Annotated in this window: 26 protein-coding genes; all 26 read right to left on the bottom strand. The window is 40.7% G+C overall.

The features are described 5' to 3' along the window. Positions 1-65: 65 nt before the first annotated feature. Positions 66-623 (bottom strand): ribosome recycling factor, encoded by a 558-nt coding sequence (frr, locus tag JI666_RS01775; RefSeq protein WP_206888335.1) that lies wholly within the window; start codon positions 621-623, stop codon positions 66-68. A 2-nt stretch (positions 624-625) separates the two neighbouring features. After that, positions 626-1,351, bottom strand: a complete 726-nt coding sequence (pyrH, locus tag JI666_RS01770; RefSeq protein WP_206888332.1) for a UMP kinase — start codon at positions 1,349-1,351, stop codon at positions 626-628. Positions 1,352-1,423: 72 nt separating this feature from the next. Next, positions 1,424-2,305 (bottom strand): translation elongation factor Ts, encoded by an 882-nt coding sequence (gene tsf / locus JI666_RS01765; RefSeq protein ID WP_206888329.1) that lies wholly within the window; start codon positions 2,303-2,305, stop codon positions 1,424-1,426. Positions 2,306-2,405: 100 nt separating this feature from the next. Then, positions 2,406-3,137, bottom strand: coding sequence for a 30S ribosomal protein S2 (rpsB, locus tag JI666_RS01760; protein ID WP_159782362.1), 732 nt, complete (start codon positions 3,135-3,137; stop codon positions 2,406-2,408). A gap of 219 nt (positions 3,138-3,356) precedes the next feature. Beyond that, positions 3,357-4,133 (bottom strand): GTP-sensing pleiotropic transcriptional regulator CodY, encoded by a 777-nt coding sequence (gene codY, locus JI666_RS01755; protein WP_206888326.1) that lies wholly within the window; start codon positions 4,131-4,133, stop codon positions 3,357-3,359. Positions 4,134-4,154: 21 nt separating this feature from the next. Continuing rightward, a complete protein-coding gene (gene hslU / locus JI666_RS01750) occupies positions 4,155-5,549 on the bottom strand; it encodes an ATP-dependent protease ATPase subunit HslU (protein ID WP_206888323.1) in 1,395 nt (464 codons plus the stop codon). A gap of 31 nt (positions 5,550-5,580) precedes the next feature. Next, complete coding sequence (gene hslV, locus JI666_RS01745) at positions 5,581-6,120, bottom strand: ATP-dependent protease subunit HslV (RefSeq protein WP_206888320.1); 540 nt, start codon at positions 6,118-6,120, stop codon at positions 5,581-5,583. Positions 6,121-6,140: 20 nt separating this feature from the next. Continuing rightward, positions 6,141-7,046, bottom strand: a complete 906-nt coding sequence (gene xerC / locus JI666_RS01740; RefSeq protein WP_206888317.1) for a tyrosine recombinase XerC — start codon at positions 7,044-7,046, stop codon at positions 6,141-6,143. 61 nt (positions 7,047-7,107) lie between these two features. Then, a complete protein-coding gene (trmFO, locus tag JI666_RS01735) occupies positions 7,108-8,412 on the bottom strand; it encodes an FADH(2)-oxidizing methylenetetrahydrofolate--tRNA-(uracil(54)-C(5))-methyltransferase TrmFO (RefSeq protein WP_206888314.1) in 1,305 nt (434 codons plus the stop codon). 15 nt (positions 8,413-8,427) lie between these two features. Further along, positions 8,428-10,500, bottom strand: a complete 2,073-nt coding sequence (gene topA, locus JI666_RS01730) for a type I DNA topoisomerase (RefSeq protein WP_206888311.1) — start codon at positions 10,498-10,500, stop codon at positions 8,428-8,430. An 81-nt stretch (positions 10,501-10,581) separates the two neighbouring features. After that, positions 10,582-11,469: a DNA-processing protein DprA gene (gene dprA / locus JI666_RS01725; RefSeq protein WP_206888308.1), complete on the bottom strand. Its 888-nt coding sequence runs from the start codon at positions 11,467-11,469 to the stop codon at positions 10,582-10,584. Positions 11,470-11,555: 86 nt separating this feature from the next. Continuing rightward, entirely contained in the window at positions 11,556-12,464 is a 909-nt protein-coding gene (gene sucD / locus JI666_RS01720; protein WP_206888306.1) for a succinate--CoA ligase subunit alpha, read from the bottom strand. 16 nt (positions 12,465-12,480) lie between these two features. After that, entirely contained in the window at positions 12,481-13,641 is a 1,161-nt protein-coding gene (gene sucC / locus JI666_RS01715; protein ID WP_136945538.1) for an ADP-forming succinate--CoA ligase subunit beta, read from the bottom strand. A 210-nt stretch (positions 13,642-13,851) separates the two neighbouring features. Next, complete coding sequence (locus JI666_RS01710; RefSeq protein ID WP_136945539.1) at positions 13,852-14,037, bottom strand: hypothetical protein; 186 nt, start codon at positions 14,035-14,037, stop codon at positions 13,852-13,854. Between the two features lie 59 nt (positions 14,038-14,096). Next, a complete protein-coding gene (gene rnhB, locus JI666_RS01705; protein WP_206888303.1) occupies positions 14,097-14,870 on the bottom strand; it encodes a ribonuclease HII in 774 nt (257 codons plus the stop codon). A gap of 54 nt (positions 14,871-14,924) precedes the next feature. Next, positions 14,925-15,773, bottom strand: a complete 849-nt coding sequence (gene ylqF / locus JI666_RS01700; protein WP_206888300.1) for a ribosome biogenesis GTPase YlqF — start codon at positions 15,771-15,773, stop codon at positions 14,925-14,927. Positions 15,774-15,793: 20 nt separating this feature from the next. Beyond that, complete coding sequence (gene lepB / locus JI666_RS01695) at positions 15,794-16,357, bottom strand: signal peptidase I (protein WP_206888296.1); 564 nt, start codon at positions 16,355-16,357, stop codon at positions 15,794-15,796. Between the two features lie 169 nt (positions 16,358-16,526). Next, the gene (rplS, locus tag JI666_RS01690) at positions 16,527-16,871 is read right to left on the bottom strand and encodes a 50S ribosomal protein L19 (RefSeq protein WP_206888294.1); all 345 of its coding nucleotides are present in this window, start codon (positions 16,869-16,871) and stop codon (positions 16,527-16,529) included. 126 nt (positions 16,872-16,997) lie between these two features. Then, positions 16,998-17,729 carry a tRNA (guanosine(37)-N1)-methyltransferase TrmD gene (trmD, locus tag JI666_RS01685; protein ID WP_206889269.1) on the bottom strand — a complete coding sequence of 244 codons (732 nt, stop codon included), beginning with the start codon at positions 17,727-17,729 and terminating at the stop codon, positions 16,998-17,000. A gap of 1 nt (position 17,730) precedes the next feature. Then, positions 17,731-18,246: a ribosome maturation factor RimM gene (gene rimM, locus JI666_RS01680; RefSeq protein WP_206888292.1), complete on the bottom strand. Its 516-nt coding sequence runs from the start codon at positions 18,244-18,246 to the stop codon at positions 17,731-17,733. Continuing rightward, on the bottom strand, positions 18,243-18,659 hold the full coding sequence (locus tag JI666_RS01675) for a YlqD family protein (RefSeq protein WP_206888290.1): 417 nt from the start codon (positions 18,657-18,659) through the stop codon (positions 18,243-18,245). Before JI666_RS01675 ends, rimM begins: the two co-directional genes overlap by 4 nt. A gap of 192 nt (positions 18,660-18,851) precedes the next feature. After that, entirely contained in the window at positions 18,852-19,079 is a 228-nt protein-coding gene (locus tag JI666_RS01670; RefSeq protein ID WP_206888289.1) for a KH domain-containing protein, read from the bottom strand. Positions 19,080-19,161: 82 nt separating this feature from the next. After that, positions 19,162-19,434: a 30S ribosomal protein S16 gene (gene rpsP, locus JI666_RS01665; RefSeq protein WP_098443358.1), complete on the bottom strand. Its 273-nt coding sequence runs from the start codon at positions 19,432-19,434 to the stop codon at positions 19,162-19,164. An 83-nt stretch (positions 19,435-19,517) separates the two neighbouring features. After that, complete coding sequence (gene ffh / locus JI666_RS01660) at positions 19,518-20,867, bottom strand: signal recognition particle protein (protein WP_206888287.1); 1,350 nt, start codon at positions 20,865-20,867, stop codon at positions 19,518-19,520. A 12-nt stretch (positions 20,868-20,879) separates the two neighbouring features. Beyond that, complete coding sequence (locus JI666_RS01655; protein ID WP_206888285.1) at positions 20,880-21,209, bottom strand: putative DNA-binding protein; 330 nt, start codon at positions 21,207-21,209, stop codon at positions 20,880-20,882. A gap of 101 nt (positions 21,210-21,310) precedes the next feature. After that, entirely contained in the window at positions 21,311-22,306 is a 996-nt protein-coding gene (ftsY, locus tag JI666_RS01650) for a signal recognition particle-docking protein FtsY (protein WP_206888282.1), read from the bottom strand. Between the last annotated feature and the right edge of the window lie 18 nt (positions 22,307-22,324).

Below are 22,324 nucleotides of genomic sequence, written 5' to 3'. Positions count from 1 at the left end.
TTAACAAAAAAACCCCCTGTGGGAAAAGAGGGTTCTTTTATTATCTTATTTTACATGTTATTGAATTAGACTGCCATGATTTCTTTTTCTTTATCTGCAGCAACGTTCTCCGCTTCAGCTACATATTTATCCGTTAGCTTCTGCACATCATCATTGCTACGACGAAGTTCGTCTTCTGTAATATCGCCATCTTTTTCCTTTTTCTTAAGATCATCGTTAGCATCGCGACGGATGTTACGGATAACAACCTTGCTTTCCTCCGCGTATTTCTTAACAAGCTTAACTAGATCTTTACGGCGCTCTTCAGTTAGAGCTGGGATTGTGAGGCGAATCACGTTACCATCGTTTGAAGGTGTTAGACCAAGATCTGATTTAAGGATTGCTTTCTCAATATCCCCTACAGATGACTTATCGTATGGTTGAATTAAGAGCATACGAGCTTCTGGCACTGTAATACCAGCAAGCTGGTTAACGGGAGTAGGTGCACCGTAGTACTCTACTTGGATTTTGTCTAGAAGAGAAGCGTTTGCTCTTCCAGCTCTTAATGTAGCTAACTCACGCTTCAAGCTTGTAATTCCGTTCTGCATACGTTCTTCAGCGTTTTTTAAAATTTCTTTTGGCATTCTTAATCTCTCCCTTTTACAACTGTTCCGATTTCTTCGCCACAAATGGCACGTTTAATGTTACCTTCTTCCATAATGGAGAAGACAACGAGCGGGATATCATTATCCATACAAAGTGAAGATGCTGTGGAATCCATAACTGCAAGACCTTCTTTAAGTACATCAAGGTATGAAAGGGTATCATACTTTTTCGCAGTTGCATCGATCGACGGATCTGCTGTGTATACTCCGTCAACGTTATTCTTCGCCATTAAAATAACGTCAGCTTCAATTTCGGCTGCACGAAGAGCTGCCGTCGTATCTGTTGAGAAGTAAGGGTTACCTGTTCCTGCAGCAAAAATAACAACGCGTTTTTTCTCTAAGTGTCGAATTGCTTTACGGCGGATGTAAGGTTCTGCTACCTGTCTCATTTCGATTGAAGTTTGAACACGCGTTTCAACCCCAATGCTTTCAAGGCTATCCTGCATTGCAAGTGAGTTCATAACCGTTGCAAGCATGCCCATATAATCAGCTGTAGCACGGTCCATGCCCATTTCACTGCCTACTTTACCACGCCAGATGTTTCCACCACCAACAACAACGGCTACTTCAACACCCATTTCGTGAATTTCTTTCACTTGTGATGCGATAGACTGAACAATTGTTGGTGAAATCCCTTGACCTTCTCCACCAGACAATGCTTCTCCGCTTAATTTTAACACAACGCGTTCATACTTGGCTCCGCTCATTTTAACCCTCCAGCATGTTTTCATTATTTATTCTTGAAAAATAGGGAACACAACGTGTTCCCTATCATTGTTTTACTTCTTCACTTGAGACATAACTTCATCAGCGAAGTTATCTTCACGCTTCTCCATGCCTTCTCCAACTTCGTAGCGGATAAAGCCTTTAACAGTAGCGCCTTTAGATTCAACATACTTTCCAACTTTTTGGTCAGTATCTTTAACAAACGGCTGGTCAACAAGAGAAATTTCTTCGAAGAACTTATTGATACGACCTTCTACCATCTTCTCAACAATTTTCTCTGGCTTACCTTCGTTAAGAGCCTGTTGCTTAAGTACTTCGCGCTCGCGCTCAACTTCTTCAGCTGGAACAGCATCGCGAGATACAAAACGAGGGTTAACAGCAGCAGTGTGCATTGCTACGTCTTTTGCAACTTCTTCATCAGTTGTTCCTTCAAGAAGAGTTAGAACGCCAATACGTCCTCCCATGTGAAGGTATGCACCGAATGCATCTGCATCAGTTTTCTCTACAATTTGGAAGCGACGAAGAGAAATTTTCTCACCGATCTTAGCAATTTTATCGTTTAGGAATTCAGTAACTGTTTGTCCGTTTTCCATTTTGCTTTCAAGAGCTGCGTCAACAGACTCTGGGCTAGCTTTAAGGAGGTGATGAGAGATATCATTGATTAGTGAAGTAAAGCTCTCGTTCTTTGCAACGAAGTCAGTTTCAGAGTTAATTTCAGCGATTACTGCTTTGTTTCCTTCAACAGCGATCGTTGCAAGACCTTCTGCTGCTACGCGATCAGCTTTCTTAGCTGCTTTAGAGATACCTTTCTCACGAAGCCAGTCAATCGCTTTGTCCATGTCACCGTCGTTTTCTGTTAGAGCTTTTTTACAATCCATCATACCTGCACCAGTTTGTGCGCGCAATTCTTTTACCATTTGAGCTGTTACTGCCATTAGTAATTCCTCCTTGAATTATGATATGTAATCATACCCTTTTGGGTTAAAAAAAGGTGATAAAGGGGTTTGAGTTCCCCTTTATCACCCCTTTGTGTTCTTATACAGATGTTTCTTCAGTTTCTACCGCTTCAACTTCTGCTTCTTCTTCTACTTTGCTAACTTCGATAACAGCGTCAGCCATTTTAGCAGTAAGAAGTTTCACAGCGCGGATTGCATCGTCGTTACCAGGGATAATATAGTCGATCTCATCTGGATCACAGTTTGTATCCACGATCGCAACGATTGGGATATTAAGCTTACGAGCCTCAGCAATAGCGATACGCTCTTTACGAGGGTCGATTACGAACAATGCGTCTGGAACGCCGTTCATGTCTTTAATACCACCAAGGAATCTTTCAAGGCGATCCATTTCTTTTTTAAGAAGGATAACTTCTTTCTTAGGTAGTACTTCGAAAGTGCCGTCTTCTTGCATCTTCTCAAGGCTCTTCAGGCGGTTAATACGCTTTTGAATTGTTTCAAAGTTCGTAAGTGTTCCACCCAACCAGCGTTGGTTGATGTAGTATTGTCCAGCACGGATCGCTTCATCCTTAACGGAATCTTGCGCTTGCTTTTTCGTACCAACGAAAAGAACTTTACCACCGTCCTGAGCGATGTCACGAACGAAGTTATAAGCCTCTTCGACTTTCTTCACTGTTTTTTGAAGATCGATAATGTAGATACCGTTTCTTTCAGTGAAGATATAAGGTTTCATTTTTGGGTTCCAACGACGAGTCTGGTGACCGAAGTGTACCCCAGCTTCAAGAAGCTGTTTCATAGAGATTACTGCCATGATTGTGTTCCTCCTAATGGTTTTTTTAGCCTCCGCTTGCATCTTATCTGAGAAAAACTGCAGTCGCAGCACCACTTCCCAAATCAACAAGCGTGTGTGATTAACACCGTTGATTAATATAACATATAGAATATAATGCCGCAAGTTTAAATTACAAAATCCGCTTGTGCCTAAAGTAATTTAAATAGTAAACGCTCCGGATAAACCGGAGCGTAAGTATTATTGTGTTTTAAGTTTTGAAAGCTCTACTAGAAACTTATCATTAAGGACTTTAATATAAGTCCCTTTCATACCTAGTGAGCGAGACTCAATAACGCCTGCACTTTCTAGCTTACGAAGTGCGTTCACGATTACTGAACGAGTGATACCGACGCGGTCAGCTATTTTACTAGCAACTAGAAGGCCTTCATTCCCTTCAAGCTCTTCGAAGATGTGCTCAATCGCTTCTAGCTCACTGTAAGATAGAGAAGAAATCGCCATTTGAACAACAGCTTTATTTCTTGCTTCTTCTTCAATTTCTTCTGCTTTCTCATGTAGAATTTCCATACCTACTACTGTCGCACCATATTCAGCTAACAATAGGTCATCATTTGAGAAAGAATCGCTTAAACGAGAAAGGATTAGCGTACCTAGACGGCTTCCACCACCTACGATTGGAACAATCGTTGTAAGACCTTTCTCAAATAAGTCACGATTCTCTACTGGAAACGCTGTGTACTCACTTGTAATATCAAGGTTTGATGACGTCTCATTAATATTGAATAGGTTTTGGGTATACTCTTCAGGGAATTGACGCTCAGAAAACATCTTCTTCATGCGCTCATTCTCGATTTCCTGATTGATTGCAATTCCAAGTAGCTTCCCTCTACGACTAACCACATAGACATTTGCCATAATAACGTCACGAAGTGTTTCTGCCATATCTGTAAAGTTAACTGGTCCTTCTGATTTTTGAAGCATTCCATTGATTTTTCTTGTTTTTTCAAGTAAATTCATAGTTTTTTCCTCCTGCAATTGTTATAAGATGAACTGGCTGAGGTCACGGTTCTTCGCGATAGAAGCTAGCTTCTCCTCAACATACTCTGGTGTAATCGTAATGCTTTCAAGATTAATATCTGGTGCTTCAAACGACAAATCTTCTAGAAGTTTTTCTAGAATGGTATGAAGTCTACGCGCCCCAATATTGTCAGTATCCTGATTCACTTCCGTGGCAATTGTAGCAATTTTATGAATAGCATCGTCTGAAAATTCAACTTTTATACCTTCAGTTTCTAACAAAGCTGTATACTGTTTCACAAGTGCATTATCGGGCTCTGTTAAAATGCGTTTGAAGTCATCAATTGTTAAGCTATTAAGCTCGACGCGAATCGGAAATCTCCCTTGGAGCTCCGGAATGAGATCAGAAGGTTTTGACATGTGAAATGCTCCAGCTGCCATGAACAAGATGTGGTCGGTCTTTACAGGACCATACTTGGTTGTCACTGTTGAGCCTTCTACAATTGGTAGAATGTCTCTTTGGACACCTTCCCTTGAAACATCTGCAGATTGTTGGCTTTTTCCAGCAACCTTATCAATTTCATCAATAAAAATAATTCCCGTTTGCTCCGTTTTCGAAACAGCATCCTGTGCAACTTCATCCATATCCACAAGTTTAGCAGCTTCATCCTGAGTTAGTACTTTCCGCGCCTCAGAAACTGGTAGTTTACGTTTTTTCTTTTTCTTTGGCATAAAGTTACCCAGCATATCCTGCATGTTCATACCCATCTGCTCCATGCCAGCGCCTTGAAACATATCCATCATCGAATTGTTTTGTTCCTCAACCTCAACTGTAATCATCCGATCTTCTAATTCTCCAAGTGCAAGTTGCTGTGCAATTTGCTTCCTTCTAGAAGCGATCGATTGATCTTCAGAAGTCGACTGTGAGTTCGACTCTTCTTGCCCTTGATTACCAAATAACATTTCGAGCGGATTTTTGTATTGTGTCTGTTTCTTACTAGATGGTACAAGTAATTCCACAATACGCTTATTAGCATTCTCCTCAGCTTTGCCTTTCACCTGTTCCATTCGGTCTTCTTTGACAAGTCTGATCGATGTCTCAACAAGATCGCGAACCATTGATTCAACGTCTCGTCCGACATAACCTACTTCAGTGAATTTTGTTGCCTCTACTTTAATGAAAGGAGCATTTACAAGGCGAGCCAGTCGTCTTGCAATTTCTGTTTTACCTACTCCTGTAGGACCAATCATTAAAATATTCTTCGGGTTCACTTCATCTTTCAGTTTATCGCTTAAAAGACCACGGCGATATCGATTTCTTAGCGCTACTGCTACAGCTTTCTTTGCATCATTCTGACCAACAATATATTGATCTAGTTTTTCAACAATTTGTCTCGGTGTTAATGGATTAGACATACGATCTCCTCCAAAAGATACAGTTTTGATACTAAATGGTTTCGACGATAATTTGATCGTTCGTATATACACAAATTTCTGAAGCTATTTCCATTGATGCTCTCGCAATCTCTTCCGCACTCTTGCTTTCGCTGTATCGTTTAAGTGCTCTACCTGCCGAAAGCGCATAATTTGATCCTGACCCAATGGAAAGGATGCCGTCATCAGGTTCAATTACTTCACCTGTTCCAGAAATAAGGAGTAGCTCATCTTTATTCATCACAATAAGCATTGCTTCTAATTTTCTTAGCACGCGGTCACTTCGCCATTCTTTAGCGAGTTCTACCGCAGCTCTCTGAAGGTTGCCACCATATTCTTCAAGCTTGCTTTCAAATTTCTCGAATAGGGTAAATGCATCTGCTACTGACCCAGCAAATCCTGCAATTACTTTGCCATGAAAAAGTCGTCTAACTTTTTTGGCTGTATGTTTCATTACAACAGCATTTCCGAATGTTACCTGGCCATCTCCTGCCATTGCACATTCACCATTATGTCGCACAGCAAAAATTGTCGTTGAATGAAAGTCTCCCATAAGTTCCTCCTCCCGAGCGATTAAGCTCTTGGGTGATGGTTCATGTATATTGTTTTCAGTCGATCCCCTGTGACATGCGTATAAATTTGTGTGCTCGAAAGATTCGAATGCCCTAAAAGTTCTTGAACCGACCGTAAGTCGGCTCCTTCATTCAGCAAATGTGTTGCGAATGTGTGTCTCATCACATGCGGGCTTATATGTACATGCAATGAAGCGTCTTTAACAATCTTATTAAGGATTGTGCGGACACCTCTTGCTGTTACTCTAACACCTCTAAAGTTCAAAAACAGAGCCTTTGTAGGTTCCTTTGCTGACGAAAGGAGTTTCGAGCGCCCATCGTTAATATACTCTTTAATTGCATCTATAGCGAAACTACCAATTGGTACGTACCTTTCTTTACGCCCTTTACCCGTAACAAAGATCGTGCCGATTGCAAAATCAATATCTTCTAAATCAAGGTCTACGCATTCACTAACACGAATCCCACATCCATATAGTACTTCGAGCAGTGCTTTGTCTCTCTGTCCTAGTGGGGTGTCCAAATTAGGCGCTTCAAATAATTGACTCAATTCCTGCTCATAGAGAAATTGTGGAAGACGCTTTTCTTGCTTCGGCAGTGAACTCATTGTAAAAGGGTTTATCTCTACAATGTTTTCCCTTAAAAGAAAGCGATATAAGCTCCTTAACGTCGAGATTTTCCTCGCGGCCGTTTTCCTTGCATAGCCTCTCTCATGAAGTTCCGTTAAGTAAACCCTAACGTCTACATAAGAAACAGCAGCAAGGACATCAATAGTCTGCTGCTTCATAAAAGACTTAAAGTGCTCAATGTCCTGTAAATAACCTGAGATCGTATGTGGTGAACAATTCTTTTCAATCTGAAGATATTCAGAAAATGACTGAATATGAGCTTGCTGATTGTCATTCATAGTTATCACCTCAAAAGGCTTCTAAATCGTATCACAATCTAGAAGCCTAAGCAATAGAAATTTACAATCTTTTTACAAAATTCTGAATTGTTTCTAGCGCTCTGTTAGCTATTGTTTCATTGCGCTCTTTCTTACTTTTAATTCGTGTTTCTAGAGGTGGGAATAACCCAAAATTCGCATTCATCGGCTGGAAGTTATCAGGGTTTGCCGTTGTTATATAATTCGCTAGGCTACCAAGCGCTGTTTCTTCAGGAAACACAACCGGCTCCTCACCATTCATATAACGAGCTGCATTAAACCCAGCAATTAAACCTGATGCTGCAGATTCTACATACCCCTCAACGCCTGTCATTTGACCTGCGAAAAATAAGTTATCTCTCTCTTTATACTGATAAGTTGCTCTTAATAGATTCGGAGAATTGATAAACGTGTTTCGATGCATCACACCATATCGCACAATGTCTGCATTTTCAAGTCCTGGTATTAAACGAATCACTTCTTTTTGAGGACCCCATTTGAGATGTGTTTGGAAACCAACAATGTTATAAAGTGTACCTGAAGCATTGTCTTGTCTTAATTGAACAACAGCATATGGACGCTTTCCTGTTCTCGGATCTTCAAGACCAACTGGTTTTAGCGGGCCAAACGTCATTGTTTTCTGTCCACGCTGCGCCATTACCTCAATTGGCATACAACCTTCGAAGAAAATTTCTTTTTCGAATTCTTTCAGCGGCACCGTTTCAGCTGAGATTAGCGCTTCATAAAACGTGTTGAACTCTTCTTCTGTCATTGGACAGTTTAAGTAAGCTGCTTCCCCTTTATCATAACGGGATTTTTTATATACTTTATCCATATCGATGCTTTCTGTTTCAATGATTGGAGCAGCTGCATCATAGAAGTATAAATACTCTTCGCCACTAAGCGCTTTTAATTGATCAGATAGGTCCTTTGATGTTAAAGGTCCTGTCGCAATGATCGTTGGACCATCAGGAATTTTCGTACATTCCTCAGAAAAAACGGTCACATTCGGATGGTTTTTCACATTTTCAGTTACTTTAGCTGCGAATTCATGACGGTCAACTGCTAGCGCACCGCCAGCAGGGACTGCGCATTCATCCGCAGATTTAATAATAACCGAATCCATTTTACGCATTTCTTCTTTTAATACACCAACAGCGTTTGTTAGTGTATTTGCACGTAGCGAGTTACTGCAAACAAGCTCGGCAAATTTATCAGTATGGTGGGCTGGCGTTTGCTTCTTAGGGCGCATCTCATAAAGATGAACATCTACCCCTCGTTTTGCCAGTTGCCATGCTGCTTCACTTCCAGCTAGTCCAGCTCCGATAACCGTAACATGATTACTCATTGCTAAAACTCCTTACTAGTTTTCTTCTTCGATGAAATCACAGTTTACACATTTGATCTCTTTTTTCTTCTTTGTCTTCTTCTCAACAAGCAAATCGCCACATTTAGGACATGGTCGTTTGATTGGCTTATCCCATGAAAGGAAATCACATTCTGGGAATCGATCACAACCATAGAAAAGTCGGTTTTTCTTACTCTTACGTTCAACAACGTTACCTTCTTTACATTTAGGACAGGTAACTCCAACTTCTTTCAGAATTGGTTTAGTATTTCGGCAGTCTGGGAAGTTCGAGCAAGCCATGAATTTACCGTAACGGCCCATCTTAATCACCATAGGAGAACCACACTTCTCACAATCTTCCCCAGCAGGCTCATCTTTGATCTCGACTTCTTTCATTTCTTCTTCAGCAACTTTTAGTCGCTGTTCGAAATTTTGATAAAACTCGTTGATGACAGAAATCCATTCTGCATCTCCATCTTCAATTTTGTCAAGATCATTTTCAAGACCGGCGGTAAATTCGATATTAATAATGTCCTGGAAAAACTCTAGAATAAGCTCAAGAACTATTTCTCCAAGCTCAGTTGGTACAAATTTCTTGTCCTCTAGTGCAACATAGCCTCTACGCTGAATCGTATCAAGCGTAGGCGCATAAGTAGATGGACGCCCAATACCGAGCTCTTCCATCGTTTTAACAAGACGCGCTTCAGAATATCTTGGCGGCGGTTGTGTAAAGTGTTGAGTAGGATCAATTTCTGATGAATCAACATTCATACCTTCTTCAAGATCAGGAAGCATCTTATCTTCTTCCTTTTTGTTGTCATCATTACCCTCTACATACACTTTCATAAATCCTTTAAATTTCACCTTTGAGCCTGTAGCACGGAAAATTGTTCCATTATTCTCAAGATCTACGCTCATCGTATCCATAATGGCAGGTGCCATTTGACTTGCAACGAACCGTTCCCAGATCAGCTTATACAATCGCAATTGATCCCTCTTCAAGTATGCCTTCATCTCAGATGGATCACGCATAACTGAGGTAGGACGGACAGCTTCGTGTGCGTCCTGCGATTTACCAGACTGTTTCTTAGCGGTTTTTTTACCAGATAAGTAGGACTCGCCATACTTTCCTTGGATATATTCTTTTGCTTCATCTTTTGCCGTTTCAGAGATTCTAGTTGAATCTGTTCTCATATACGTAATTAAACCGACTGTTCCCTGTTTACCAATTGCAATTCCTTCATAAAGCTGCTGTGCAAGCATCATGGTTTTCTTTGCACGAAAGTTTAATTTTCGTGCCGCTTCTTGTTGAAGAGACGACGTTGTAAATGGATTAGCAGGGTTTCGTTTACGTTCTTTCTTTTGAACGGACTGAATGTTGAACTGATCTCCCTCGATCCGTTTTAAAACATTGTCTACATCTTCTCTTGAGTGGAGCTCTGTTTTCTTACCATCAATACCATAGAAACCAGCATCGAATTGTTCTCCATCTTTTTCAAAAGAGGCTTTAATTTTCCAGTATTCTTCTGCTTCAAAGTTCTGGATTTCTTTCTCTCTTTCAATAATGAGACGTACAGCTACCGATTGAACTCGACCAGCACTTAACCCTTTTTTCACTTTCTTCCATAATAAAGGACTTATGTTGTAACCAACGAGACGATCAAGAACACGACGTGCCTGTTGAGCATCTACGAGATCCATATTAATCGGTCGAGGTTGTTTAAACGCATCTTTTACAGCGTCTTTCGTAATTTCATTAAATACGACTCTGCACTCTGCTTGCTCATCAATTTTTAAACTGTGAGCAAGATGCCACGCAATTGCTTCCCCTTCGCGATCGGGGTCAGCTGCGAGATAGACTTTCTTTGCTTTTTTAGCAGCATCTTTAATTTCCTTCAGTACAGGGCCTTTCCCGCGAATTGTTATATATTTAGGTGCATAGTTATTCTCCACATCAACGCCCATCTGACTTCTTGGCAGGTCAATGACGTGACCTAATGAGGCTTTCACCTTATATTTCTTCCCTAAATATTTTTCAATTGTTTTTGCTTTAGCGGGAGATTCAACAATAACTAGATAATCTGCCACAATACGTTTCCTCCCCCCATTGAGGTATATTTTAAAATCTTCCTTATTATTAAATAGTCAAAACTCGTTTGTCAAATAGTGCTAGTTTGATTTTTCGTGAATATTCGGTATTTCGTCCAGAATATCTTTCGCTTCCATGACAAGCTTTGCCCCCTGCTGAATGAGACGATTTGTCCCCTCTGCATGCAGATCTGTTATTCTTCCAGGTAAACAAAATACATCGCGACCCTGCTCCATCGCCTGATCAGCTGTAATCAACGAACCGCTTCGTTTTCTAGCCTCTACAATCAGTGTTCCTGCAGACAATCCGCTAATAATTCGATTGCGTTCAGGAAACTGATGTTTTTCAGGTCGACGATCAGGTGGGTATTCTGTTAGGAGAAGACCATTTTGAGCAATAATGGATGCTAACATATTGTTTTCTTTAGGATAGATATGTTTGAATCCACTTCCAAGCACGGCAATAGTTCCTGCATGATAATCGAGCGCAAGCTGGTGTGCAAGTGTATCGATCCCGAGCGCAAGACCGCTGACAATTGTCCACCCACTAGATACGATTGGAGTTAAAATATACTTCATCATCGGTTCTGCATCTGCTGAGTGATTCCTAGAGCCAACAACACTTAAAGATTTCTTATCATTAAGAAGCTTTATATTCCCTAAACAATAAATCACCCACGGTGCATCATAAATATGCGATAGTCTTTCAGGGTATGCTTCATCAAATCTTGTTATGGCTCTAATATCGCCTGCTTTAACATTAGATATTCTCCACGGTTTACTCATATGAAGATCTTCATATAAAAGACCTGCTAGGTCACTTGATAGTCCAAACTGCTTTAACTGAGTAGCAGACATATCATATATGCTTTGAAGCGTTGGGTCAAATATGAGAAATGATTGAAGCAGCTTCCAGTCTGTACCTCGACACTGATGCAACTGTATTAACCGGCTTCTAAACGTTATCAAACATCGATCTCTCCTATCAGAAACAAAATTTTGAGTGTAATTTGTTATGTATAAGAGAAATAGCTCCCGATCGGGAGCTATTACCATTAAGCCTTATGTGTTGTGCACTTCTCAAGTAAACCTTTATCTTCTAGAACAGAGATTAGTGTATCGCCCATAACTGCAGGAGTTGGTGCGACTTTAATCCCACATGATTCCATTGTTTTGATCTTCTCATCGGCTGTTCCTTTACCGCCAGAAATAATCGCACCAGCATGACCCATGCGCTTTCCTGGAGGTGCCGTTTGACCACCGATAAATCCAACAACTGGCTTCGTCATGTTTGCTTTAACCCATTCAGCGGCTTCTTCTTCAGCCGTACCGCCAATTTCGCCGATCATAATAACTGCATACGTATCGTCATCTTCATTAAAAGCTTTCAATACATCGATGAAGTTTGTTCCATTAACCGGATCGCCACCGATACCGACAGCAGTAGATTGGCCTATTCCAGCTTCTGAAAGCTGATGAACAGCTTCATACGTTAATGTACCAGAACGAGAAACTACGCCCACGTGACCTTTCTTATGAATGTAACCAGGCATAATGCCAATTTTACATTCTTCAGGAGTAATAACACCTGGACAGTTTGGTCCAACAAGGCGTGTTTTCTTCCCTTCCATATAACGACTCACTTTAACCATATCGATTACCGGGATTCCCTCAGTAATACAAATAGCAAGGTCCATCTCAGCGTCAACCGCTTCCATGATTGCATCTGCAGCAAAAGCAGGAGGAACATAGATAACGGAAGCATTTGCGCCAGTCTTTTGAACAGCTTGTTCAACTGTATCAAATACAGGAACGCCTTCAACTTCAGTGCCGCCTTTACCTGGCGTTACGCCGCCAACAATCTTCGTACCATACTCAAGCATTTGCTGTGTATGAAATAAACCAACTGATCCAGTAATACCTTGAACGATGACTTTTGTATCTTGATTAATGAATACGCTCATTCCTAGTCCCGCCTTTCTACTTAACTAATGAAACGATTTTTTCCGCGCCGTCAGCCATAGACTCAGCAGCGGTAATATTTAATCCTGAATCATTCAGGATTTGTTTTCCTAGATCTACATTTGTTCCTTCAAGACGTACAACAAGTGGAATTTCAAGTCCAACTTGTTTCGTAGCTTCTACAACACCTTCAGCGATAACATCACACTTCATAATACCGCCAAATATATTTACATAGATGCCTTTAACGTTCTTGTCGGAAAGAATAATTTTGAAGGCTTCTGTAACCTTCTCTGCAGTTGCGCCGCCCCCAACGTCAAGGAAGTTAGCGGGATCGCCGCCGTAATGCTTGATAATATCCATTGTAGCCATAGCAAGGCCTGCACCATTAACCATGCAACCAATATTACCTTCAAGAGCGATGTAGCTTAGCTCATATTTAGAAGCTTCGATTTCTTTTGTATCTTCTTCGTCAAGATCGCGAAGTTCAAGAATATCTTTATGACGATAAAGCGCATTTGGATCAAAGTTCAACTTTGCATCAAGAGCCATTACATTACCGTCACCTGTTGTAACTAGTGGATTAATTTCTGCAATGGATGCGTCTTTTTCGATAAATACTTTGTATAAACCAAGCATGAATTTCACTGCTTTGTTTACTTGTTTTTTCGGAATATTAATGTTGAATGCTAGTCTTCTAGCTTGATAACCTTGAAGACCAACGGCAGGATCAATCACTTCTTTAAAGATTTTCTCAGGGCTATGCTCAGCCACTTCTTCAATTTCAGTTCCGCCTTCTTCAGATGCCATCATTACAACACGTGAAGTCACACGGTCAAGAACAAGACCTACGTAATATTCCTTTTCGATATCGCAACCTTCTTCGATAAGTAAGCGCTTTACTTCTTTACCTTCTGGTCCCGTTTGATGAGTAACGAGCGTTTTTCCGAGAATTTCCTCGGCATATGTACGAACTTCATCAAGGTTCTTGGCAATTTTAACACCGCCAGCTTTTCCTCGACCACCTGCGTGGATTTGAGCTTTCACAACGTAAACACTGCTGTCTAATTGTTTAGCAACGTCTACAGCTTCTTTCGCGGAGTATGCGACTTGTCCGTTAGGGACTGATACCCCGTAGCTTCTTAGGACTTCTTTTCCTTGATATTCATGGATATTCATTCTCTCATCCTCCTATCCTAGTCAATCAAATCTTTGACGACGTTTTCATTGTATAGAAAATTCACACCGATTGTCTACCCTTTTGCAAAAAGTCACTCTTCTTTTATTAGAGTAAAGTATTGGAAGCCATTAAATATTTATTTATAACCAGCTTTTTTGGTAAGTCTCAATTCCAGAAAGGCTACTAAATTCAAAAAACAGGAAAACGGGTTATCTCCCGTCTTCCTGTTCTTCTCTACCTGCTTTTTTCGATTGCGAACTACCTTCCTGCTGCTCTCTCTTTTGATGGTCTGTAATGGTTAATTCTCTTGCAGCAGCTGGTGTGTAGACACCAAATTCCTCGCCTGCTTCTTCATAAAATGAATTATTTCTTTCTGGATGTCCTGGATCATTCACGGATGATTGCCCCTTCTTTCTGGAATAAGTATAGTATCATCTATTTTACAGCAATCATACTAAAGCATACCAATACGATTTCGAACAGGTGCAAAAGACTTTCGGTGAACTTCTGTAACACCGTGTTCTTCTAGTGCTGCTAAGTGTTCTTTCGTCCCATACCCAACGTGACGATTGAATCCATATTGAGGGTATTTTTCTGCTAATTCCGTCATCATTCGATCACGTGTAACCTTCGCAACAATTGATGCTGCGGCAATGCTAACACTTCTTGTATCACCTTTTATTAACGATTCTTGTTTGATTTGAATTGGCAACTGCATCGCGTCTACTAGTAACAGATCTGCTTGCACATTTAACGCCTTAACCGCTTTTTGCATCGCTTGTTTTGTTGCTTGATAAATGTTTAACTCATCTATCTCTGCAGGACTTATGACACCAACACCAATAGCTAAAGCATATTCATTAATTTCTTCAAATAGCTCATGAAGCTTTGATGTGGAAAGCTTTTTGGAATCTTGTAACCCAAGAATAGGAGCATCAGGGTTTAAGATGACTGCTGAAGCGACTACAGGGCCTGCGAGAGGGCCTCGACCAACTTCATCGACTCCTGCTATTGATTGGTATCCTTCACTTCTATAGTGAGCTTCAAATACGCTCATATCGACATGCATGTCAATTAGTTTCTGCTTTTCTTGTTTTTTCTTTTCCTCTTTCGCAAGTAGTCGCTCTACTCCTTTACGTTCATCCTTTTTAAACTCTTCCCATTCCTCTTCTGAATACCCGTTCTTAATTATTTCTCCAATTTCTTTAATGGACCATTTCGGTTTCAATTGTCTCCCTCTCTCTTCTCTTTCTAATTGAAAAAAGGCAAGGCACTGTTGGCCTTACCTTTCGGGCGTTTCTAGCGTAACATCCCCCAGTTTCCCACTTCGAAGCTCACGAAGAACGGTTTCAGCTGTTTTGTCGTAATCAATCCAGCCTCCGCTCATTAAGAAGCCGCGTTTTTTGCCTATTTCATCAAATAGCTCAACAACATCTTCAGGAATTGCCTCAAGCTTATACCGATCCATTAATCGCTCTGGATAGTGTACGCTAAGAAATTTAAGAACAAAAACAGATATATCTTGAAAATCTAGAATTTCATCCTTGATCGCACCTGTAGCGGCCAGCTTATATCCTGTTTGCTGATCTTCAAATTTAGGCCACAAAATCCCTGGTGTATCAAGAAGGTCCATTTCATCGCCAACTTTTATCCACTGCTGTTTTTTTGTAATACCAGGTCGATCCCCTGTTTTGGCAATTCTTTTACCAGCTAGTCGATTAATCAGTGTTGATTTACCCACGTTTGGAATTCCAAGAATAAGTGCTCGTACAGCACGAGGTTTCATGCCCTTCTCAATCATTCGATCAATCTTATCACTCATAAGCTCTCTAGCAGCCCCTGGTATTGCTTTAACACCTTTACCTGATTGCGAGTCAATCGGTAATGCTTTATGCCCTAGTGATTGAAAATAGTTCTTCCACTCATTTGTTTTCTGATCATCCGCCATATCTGCTTTATTTAGCAAAATTAGTCTTGGTTTAGAAGAAACGATTTCGTCAATCATCGGATTACGCGAAGCAAGAGGAATTCTTGCGTCTACTAGTTCAATTACAACATCGATCATCTTAAGCTTTTCGGTAATCTCCCGGCGTGCTTTTGCCATATGTCCAGGAAACCATTGAATCGTCATACCATCTCACCCTATTCTTTCTATTGCATTACTTGAATATCGTTTAGCGGCCAGAAGATTACGTTCGCTTCCCCTACTACTTTCTCTATTGGTACAAAGCCAATTGAACGGCTATCTTTACTGTGCTGACGATTGTCACCCATTACAAACAATTGACCCTCAGGTACGGTTTTTTGACCCGTCACACCTGATAAGTCGAAATCATATGTTAAGTTACCGTCTAGAAGATCGTTTTTGTATGGTTCGAGATACGGTTCTTCAATTGGCTCCCCATTTACATAGAGGGTATCTTCTTTATATTCAACCGTATCTCCTGGTAAGCCGATCACTCGTTTAATATAATCTTTCCCTTCTGGCGCTTCAAATACAACGATATCAAAACGCTCAGCATCTCCAATATTATAACTTATCTTGTTTACAATCATTCGATCACGGTCCTGGAGCGTTGGCATCATACTTTCACCATCTACAACAATTGGAGCAAAAATAAAATAGCGTACGGCTCCGGCAAGAATAAAAGCAATGACAAGAGCACGGATCCATTCCCATGAGTCTTTTTTCTCAGCTGATTTAGAGCTATTCATGCTCGTTCCTCCTACAAAAAGGTCTTTTTAACTATTTTTCCCCTCAAATACACGCTAAGAAACCTGTATGTACCGCTATATTCTACCATAATGTGTTTTCTATTTCATATGAATTTATACAATAGAAAAAAGGAGCCTGACTGTGCAAGCTCCTTTTCCACGTGTAACTTTATCGAATTTCTTTAATACGAGCGGCTTTACCACGAAGTGCACGCAAGTAGTATAGCTTAGCACGGCGAACTTTACCGCGACGAGCAACTTCAAGCTTAGCAACTTTCGGTGAATGTACAGGGAATGTACGCTCAACACCTACACCGTAAGAAATCTTACGAACTGTAAACGTTTCGCTGATTCCGCCACCACGTCGTTTAATCACAACACCTTCGAATACCTGAATACGCTCACGAGTGCCTTCGACAACTTTAACGTGAACTTTAACAGTATCTCCTGGTCGGAAAGTTGGAAGATCCGACTTAAGTTGGTCTTTTGTGATATCCTGGATTAACTTGTGCATCAAGTAACCCTCCTTCCACACAGATGCTCTTATAAATAAGCTTTCATTACAGCGGAACATCGTAATACGTGACTTATGCCACAACTGATATCATAGCATAGCATTATTTAGATTACAAGAAAGAAATCAGTTGTTTTCATCCTTAATTTCTTGAAGTAATTTCTGTTCTTCTTTTGTCAGATCCTTCTCTTCGAGTAGATCAGGTCTTCTACTCCATGTACGTCTAAGTGATTCTTTAAGACGCCATTTAGCAATGGCCGAATGATTACCTGACAGCAGGACATCAGGCACACTCATCCCATCGTATTCAGACGGTCGCGTGTAATGGGGGTGCTCAAGTAATCCGCTGCTAAACGAATCCATGGGCGCAGACGTGTCATTGCCTAGGACACCTGGCAGCAGCCTTGTTACACTATCAATGACAACCATACTACCAAGTTCACCGCCAGTTAACACAAAGTCACCAATTGATATTTCATCGGTTACGAGATTCTCACGAATTCGTTCATCGTAGCCTTCATAATGACCGCAAACAAAAATAAGGTGATCTTCTTTTGAAAGCTCTTCTGCTTTCTTCTGAGTAAACCGCTCCCCTTGAGGACACATCAGAATGACGCGAGGCTTTTCGTTACCTGAAAGATCTTCAACTGCATCAAAAACCGGCTGTGGTGTCAAAACCATTCCTGCACCGCCTCCGTATGGGTAATCATCGACGTTTTTGTGTTTGTTCGTACTATAGTCTCGAAAATTTGTCACCTGATACGTTACAGCACCGTTTTCCTGTGCACGTTTTAGAATAGAGTGATTAAAAACGCCTGTAAACATTTCAGGGAACAAGGAAAGAACATCAATCTTCATGTTAATCACGAAGTCCTTCCATTAAATGAACGGTAATCTTCCCCTCATCTAAATCAACTTGCTTTACTACTTGCTCGATGTACGGTAACAAAAGATCCTTACCACCGCTAGCACTTTGAACAACCCAGACATCATTTGCTCCTGGTGACAGAATTTCTTTGACCTTCCCAAGATATTCGCCTTCTTCAGTGTGAACTTCAAGTCCGATAATATCACGGTAATAAAATTCTTCTTTTAAAAGCTTTCCGCCTTGATCTTCTTTTACTTTCAAAATGCCTTCTTTCATATGCACTACTTCGTTTATATTGTGAAAACCTTCAAATGTAAGCAAATCAAACTGCTTATGTTTTCTGTGAGATGAAACCGTTAATGCGACAGGCTCGTCATTCTTAAATAAGTATAACTTGTTGCCTGTTGCATAACGTTCCTCAGGGAAATCCGTTCTAGAAATTACGCGTACTTCTCCTCGCACGCCGTGGGTATTAACGATCTTGCCAACATTAAGCCATTCTGTCATATCATGATATCCTTTCCTGTTGAGTCAGGGAAGATGCTTTGCACAATCCCATCTTTTACAACTATTTTACCTTTTTGCTCTCTTCCATGCCACTCATCCCCAATTTGAAGTTCCTGAACGGATTGTATTTCTCCATCATGAATTTCTGATCCTAATGATAGTTGATCGAGTTGATCCATCTGAAAATCAAGGAACGACATCCGTTCAGATCTTGACCGTAATTCTTTATCAAATTGATCTGCTATCCACTTTTGATCAGAAGGACGTTTTTTTTGCAATCGTTTCATTTCGAATTGGAGATGTTCCCGCTCCTGCAGGAGAGAGGCATACTCTTTTTGGCACTTGTCTAGATAGGAAGCACGGCTTTTTTCGGTTAGAATCTGTTTCACTTCATACTTTACAATGATTTTCATCGCGCTGTCCCTCCATATGTAAGTAGGTTCTGTTTATCACATGATATAAACCAAGCAATAGAAAAACCTGGTTTCTTGGCAGGTTTTTAAAAGGGAGAGCTTTCGGATTAGTTCTTTCTTCTTTATCATCGGAAAGAGCCTAAACGCACATGAGGAGCTAAAAAAACAAAAAAGAGGAGTTTCATCTCCCCCCTAAAGTATCTCCAACTGTACACGTTTATTGGACTGAACAGCAGCAGCGTTCATCACAGTACGAATTGATCTCGCAACTTTCCCCTGCTTTCCAATGACTTTACCCGTATCATTAGCATGAACGTGAAGCTTGTATATTTCCAAACTGTTCATTTCTTCTTTTTCAATCCGAACATCTTCAGGATGATCCACAAGAGCTTTTACAATTGTTTCTACCAGGGCTTCCATTATGATATCCCACCTTTAATGAAATGATGGACCTAGATACACCAAAGGAGGCTTTCAAGAAAGCCTCCTCTAAGGTGTCAAATTACTTTGTGTTTTTTGCGTTGTGAAGCTTCTCCATAAGTCCTGCAGTGGAGAATAAGTTACGTACTGTATCAGAAGGCTTAGCGCCTTTAAGCATCCAATCAAGAGCTTTCTCTTCGTTGATTTTCACTTCAACAGGATTAGCAACCGGATTGTAAGTTCCGATTTCCTCGATGAAACGTCCGTCACGTGGTGCACGTGAATCAGCAACAACTACGCGATAGTAAGGAGCTCTTTTAGCACCCATACGCTTTAAACGAATTTTAACTGCCATGTCTTTCACCTCCAAAAATATTCACATAAATAAATATAATATCATAAATTTATACTCTTGTAAAGAGAAAATTTACTTCATTTTTATTGCATGAATGGGAAATTCATGCCTTTACCCTTTTTCTTGCCGCCTTTAGACATGTTGGTCATCTGCTTCATCATTTTCTTCATCTCTTCAAATTGCTTTAAGAGACGATTGACGTCTTGTACAGATGTTCCACTTCCAACGGCAATTCTTTTTTTGCGACTCGCATTGATGATATCAGGTTCTTCTTTCTCACGTGTTGTCATCGATTGAATAATAGCTTCCACTCGACCAATTTGTTTCTCATCAACACTTACATTTTTCATGGCTTTCTTATTCATACCAGGAATCATGTCCATCAATTCATCTAGCGGTCCCATGCTACGAACCTGACCGAGCTGATCGAGGAAATCATCGAACGTAAAGCTCATCGTTCGCATCTTCTTCTCAAGTTCTTTCGCTTTGTCTTCATCCACAGAAGTTTGTGCTTTCTCAATGAGTGTTAGCACATCTCCCATTCCTAGAATGCGTGACGCCATTCGTTCAGGGTGGAATGGTTCAAGAGCATCAAGCTTCTCGCCCATACCTGCGAACTTGATTGGTTTGTCAGTCACAGACTTGATTGAAAGCGCAGCACCACCGCGTGTATCTCCATCAAGCTTCGTTAAGATAACACCTGTTATATCAAGTGCATCATTAAAGCTTTCAGCTACATTCACGGCATCCTGTCCTGTCATCGAATCGACAACAAGGAAAACTTCATCAGGTGTAACAGCTTCTTTTACATCTTTTAGCTCCTGCATAAGATTTTCATCGATATGCAAGCGCCCTGCTGTATCAATAATGACATAGTCAAGATGTTCTTCTTTCGCTTTTTCAATCGCTTTTGAAGCAATTTCAACCGGGCTAACTTGATCACCCATTGAGAACACCGGCATACTGAGTTGCTTACCTAATGTTTCAAGCTGGTTGATTGCGGCAGGACGATAAATGTCCGCTGCTACTAGCAATGGTTTGCGATTATGATTCTTACGTAAGTGGTTTGCAAGCTTACCGACAGTTGTCGTCTTACCTGCACCTTGAAGACCGGCCATCATAATAACAGTAGGCGGGCGACTTGATACGGCGATTTTGCTCTGTTCGCCACCCATAAGCGCTGTCAGCTCTTCATTAACAACTTTAATGACCTGCTGTCCCGGCGTCAGGCTCTTCATTACTTCCTGTCCAACCGCGCGCTCTTTGACCTTGTTAATAAACTGTTTTACGACTTTAAAGTTAACGTCTGCTTCAAGCAAAGCGAGCCTTACTTCACGCATCATTTCTTTTACGTCTGCTTCCGTTACTTTCCCTTTACCACGAATCTTCTGCAGGGTGTCTTGCAGTCGGTCGGCTAACCCTTCAAATGCCATGTTCGCCGCCTCCTAATCCAGTTTTTCAAGAGAGTTAATCAATGGCAGCGCCTTAGAGTTCTCATTCTCACTCATAACCGTGTCCCTGAGCTTTTCTAATAGCTCCTGCCGTTTGACATATCGCTCGAATAGCAACAGTTTTGCTTCATATTCTTCTATCATTTGTTCTGTTCGCTTAATATTATCATAGACAGCCTGACGGCTAACTTGAAATTCTTCCGCGATTTCACCAAGGGAATAATCATCCAGATAATACAATGCCATATAATTACGTTGTTTTGGTGTTAAAAGCGACTGATAAAAGTCGAATAACGAGTTAATTCGCATCGTTTTTTCTAGCATTGTTAACAGCCCCTTGTTAAGGTAATCACCTTTACGTTAATTATAATACTATGCGTCATTTTATTTGTCAAGATTTTTTCTTAACACATTTTAACGTTGATTTATTCCTCGTTTTCTTCCTCTTCTTCAATGATCGATGAGAATAAACCATACACAAATGTATCAGGATCAAATTCATGCAAATCGTCTATCTGCTCCCCAAGCCCTACGAGTTTAACAGGGATATCAAGTTCATGTCGAATAGCAAGAACAATACCGCCTTTTGCAGTACCATCAAGCTTTGTTAGCGCAATTCCGGTGACGTCTGTTGATTGCCCAAACTGCTTTGCCTGACTCATAGCATTCTGGCCTGTCGTTGCATCAAGGACGAGAATGACTTCATGTGGACCAGATGGCACTTCACGTTGAATGACACGCTTCACTTTTTCAAGTTCATTCATTAAGTTCACTTTGTTTTGAAGTCGCCCTGCCGTATCGCAAAGAAGAATATCAGCCTGCCTTGATTTAGCAGATTGAACAGCATCGAATACTACTGCCGCTGGATCGGAACCCGCTTGGTGTTTAATTACATCAACGCCTGCTCTTTCTCCCCACACGTCTAATTGTTCAATAGCACCAGCACGGAACGTATCTCCTGCAGCAAGCACCACTTTCTTACCTTCTTGTTTGTATTTATGAGCAAGCTTGCCGATCGTCGTTGTTTTTCCTACTCCGTTAACACCTACAAATAGGAATACAGATAGACCGTCTTCCTGTACATTTAGGGAACCATCTTCTTCCGATTTGTGAAGCAACTCAGCTAGCTTTTCTGAAATCACGCTCTGAAGTTCCTTCGTATCTTTAATATTTCGTGTTCTCGCTTCATCTTTTAACACATCAATGAGATCCATTACGGTAGCTACACCAACGTCAGCACTAATCAAAAGTTCTTCAAGTTCTTCGAAAAAATCCTCATCCACTTTACGGTAGTTTTTTACAAGATCGTTCATTTTTGTAGAGAAAGAAGTCCTCGTCTTTTCAAGGCCACCTTTAAACTTCTCAGTTACTTCATCAGTTTGCGTTGTGAATTTATCTTTTAACTTCTTAAAAAAACTCATAAATGATCCCCCTTGTTT

The organism is Bacillus sp. NTK071, assembly GCF_017303315.1.
GTDB lineage: Bacteria > Bacillota > Bacilli > Bacillales > Guptibacillaceae > Guptibacillus.
This window is presented reverse-complemented; position numbering and strand designations above follow the sequence as displayed.

Coding starts and splice junctions, on each gene's coding strand:
- frr (WP_206888335.1), bottom strand. CDS start 623: ATGCCAAAAGAAATTTTAAAAAACGCTGAAGAACGTATGCAGAACGGA.
- pyrH (WP_206888332.1), bottom strand. CDS start 1,351: ATGAGCGGAGCCAAGTATGAACGCGTTGTGTTAAAATTAAGCGGAGAA.
- tsf (WP_206888329.1), bottom strand. CDS start 2,305: ATGGCAGTAACAGCTCAAATGGTAAAAGAATTGCGCGCACAAACTGGT.
- rpsB (WP_159782362.1), bottom strand. CDS start 3,137: ATGGCAGTAATCTCTATGAAACAGCTTCTTGAAGCTGGGGTACACTTC.
- codY (WP_206888326.1), bottom strand. CDS start 4,133: ATGAATTTACTTGAAAAAACAAGAAAAATCAATGGAATGCTTCAAAAA.
- hslU (WP_206888323.1), bottom strand. CDS start 5,549: ATGTCTAATCCATTAACACCGAGACAAATTGTTGAAAAACTAGATCAA.
- hslV (WP_206888320.1), bottom strand. CDS start 6,120: ATGGGAGACTTTCATTCAACGACAATTTTTGCTGTGCGACATAATGGT.
- xerC (WP_206888317.1), bottom strand. CDS start 7,046: ATGAATGACAATCAGCAAGCTCATATTCAGTCATTTTCTGAATATCTT.
- trmFO (WP_206888314.1), bottom strand. CDS start 8,412: ATGAGTAATCATGTTACGGTTATCGGAGCTGGACTAGCTGGAAGTGAA.
- sucD (WP_206888306.1), bottom strand. CDS start 12,464: ATGAGCGTATTCATTAATCAAGATACAAAAGTCATCGTTCAAGGTATT.
- sucC (WP_136945538.1), bottom strand. CDS start 13,641: ATGAATATCCATGAATATCAAGGAAAAGAAGTCCTAAGAAGCTACGGG.
- ylqF (WP_206888300.1), bottom strand. CDS start 15,773: ATGACGATTCAATGGTTTCCTGGACATATGGCAAAAGCACGCCGGGAG.
- lepB (WP_206888296.1), bottom strand. CDS start 16,357: ATGAATAGCTCTAAATCAGCTGAGAAAAAAGACTCATGGGAATGGATC.
- rplS (WP_206888294.1), bottom strand. CDS start 16,871: ATGCACAAGTTAATCCAGGATATCACAAAAGACCAACTTAAGTCGGAT.
- trmD (WP_206889269.1), bottom strand. CDS start 17,729: ATGAAGATTGATGTTCTTTCCTTGTTCCCTGAAATGTTTACAGGCGTT.
- rimM (WP_206888292.1), bottom strand. CDS start 18,246: ATGACAGAATGGCTTAATGTTGGCAAGATCGTTAATACCCACGGCGTG.
- JI666_RS01675 (WP_206888290.1), bottom strand. CDS start 18,659: ATGAAAATCATTGTAAAGTATGAAGTGAAACAGATTCTAACCGAAAAA.
- JI666_RS01670 (WP_206888289.1), bottom strand. CDS start 19,079: ATGGAAGCCCTGGTAGAAACAATTGTAAAAGCTCTTGTGGATCATCCT.
- rpsP (WP_098443358.1), bottom strand. CDS start 19,434: ATGGCAGTTAAAATTCGTTTAAAGCGTATGGGTGCTAAAAGAGCTCCT.
- ffh (WP_206888287.1), bottom strand. CDS start 20,867: ATGGCATTTGAAGGGTTAGCCGACCGACTGCAAGACACCCTGCAGAAG.
- JI666_RS01655 (WP_206888285.1), bottom strand. CDS start 21,209: ATGCTAGAAAAAACGATGCGAATTAACTCGTTATTCGACTTTTATCAG.
- ftsY (WP_206888282.1), bottom strand. CDS start 22,306: ATGAGTTTTTTTAAGAAGTTAAAAGATAAATTCACAACGCAAACTGAT.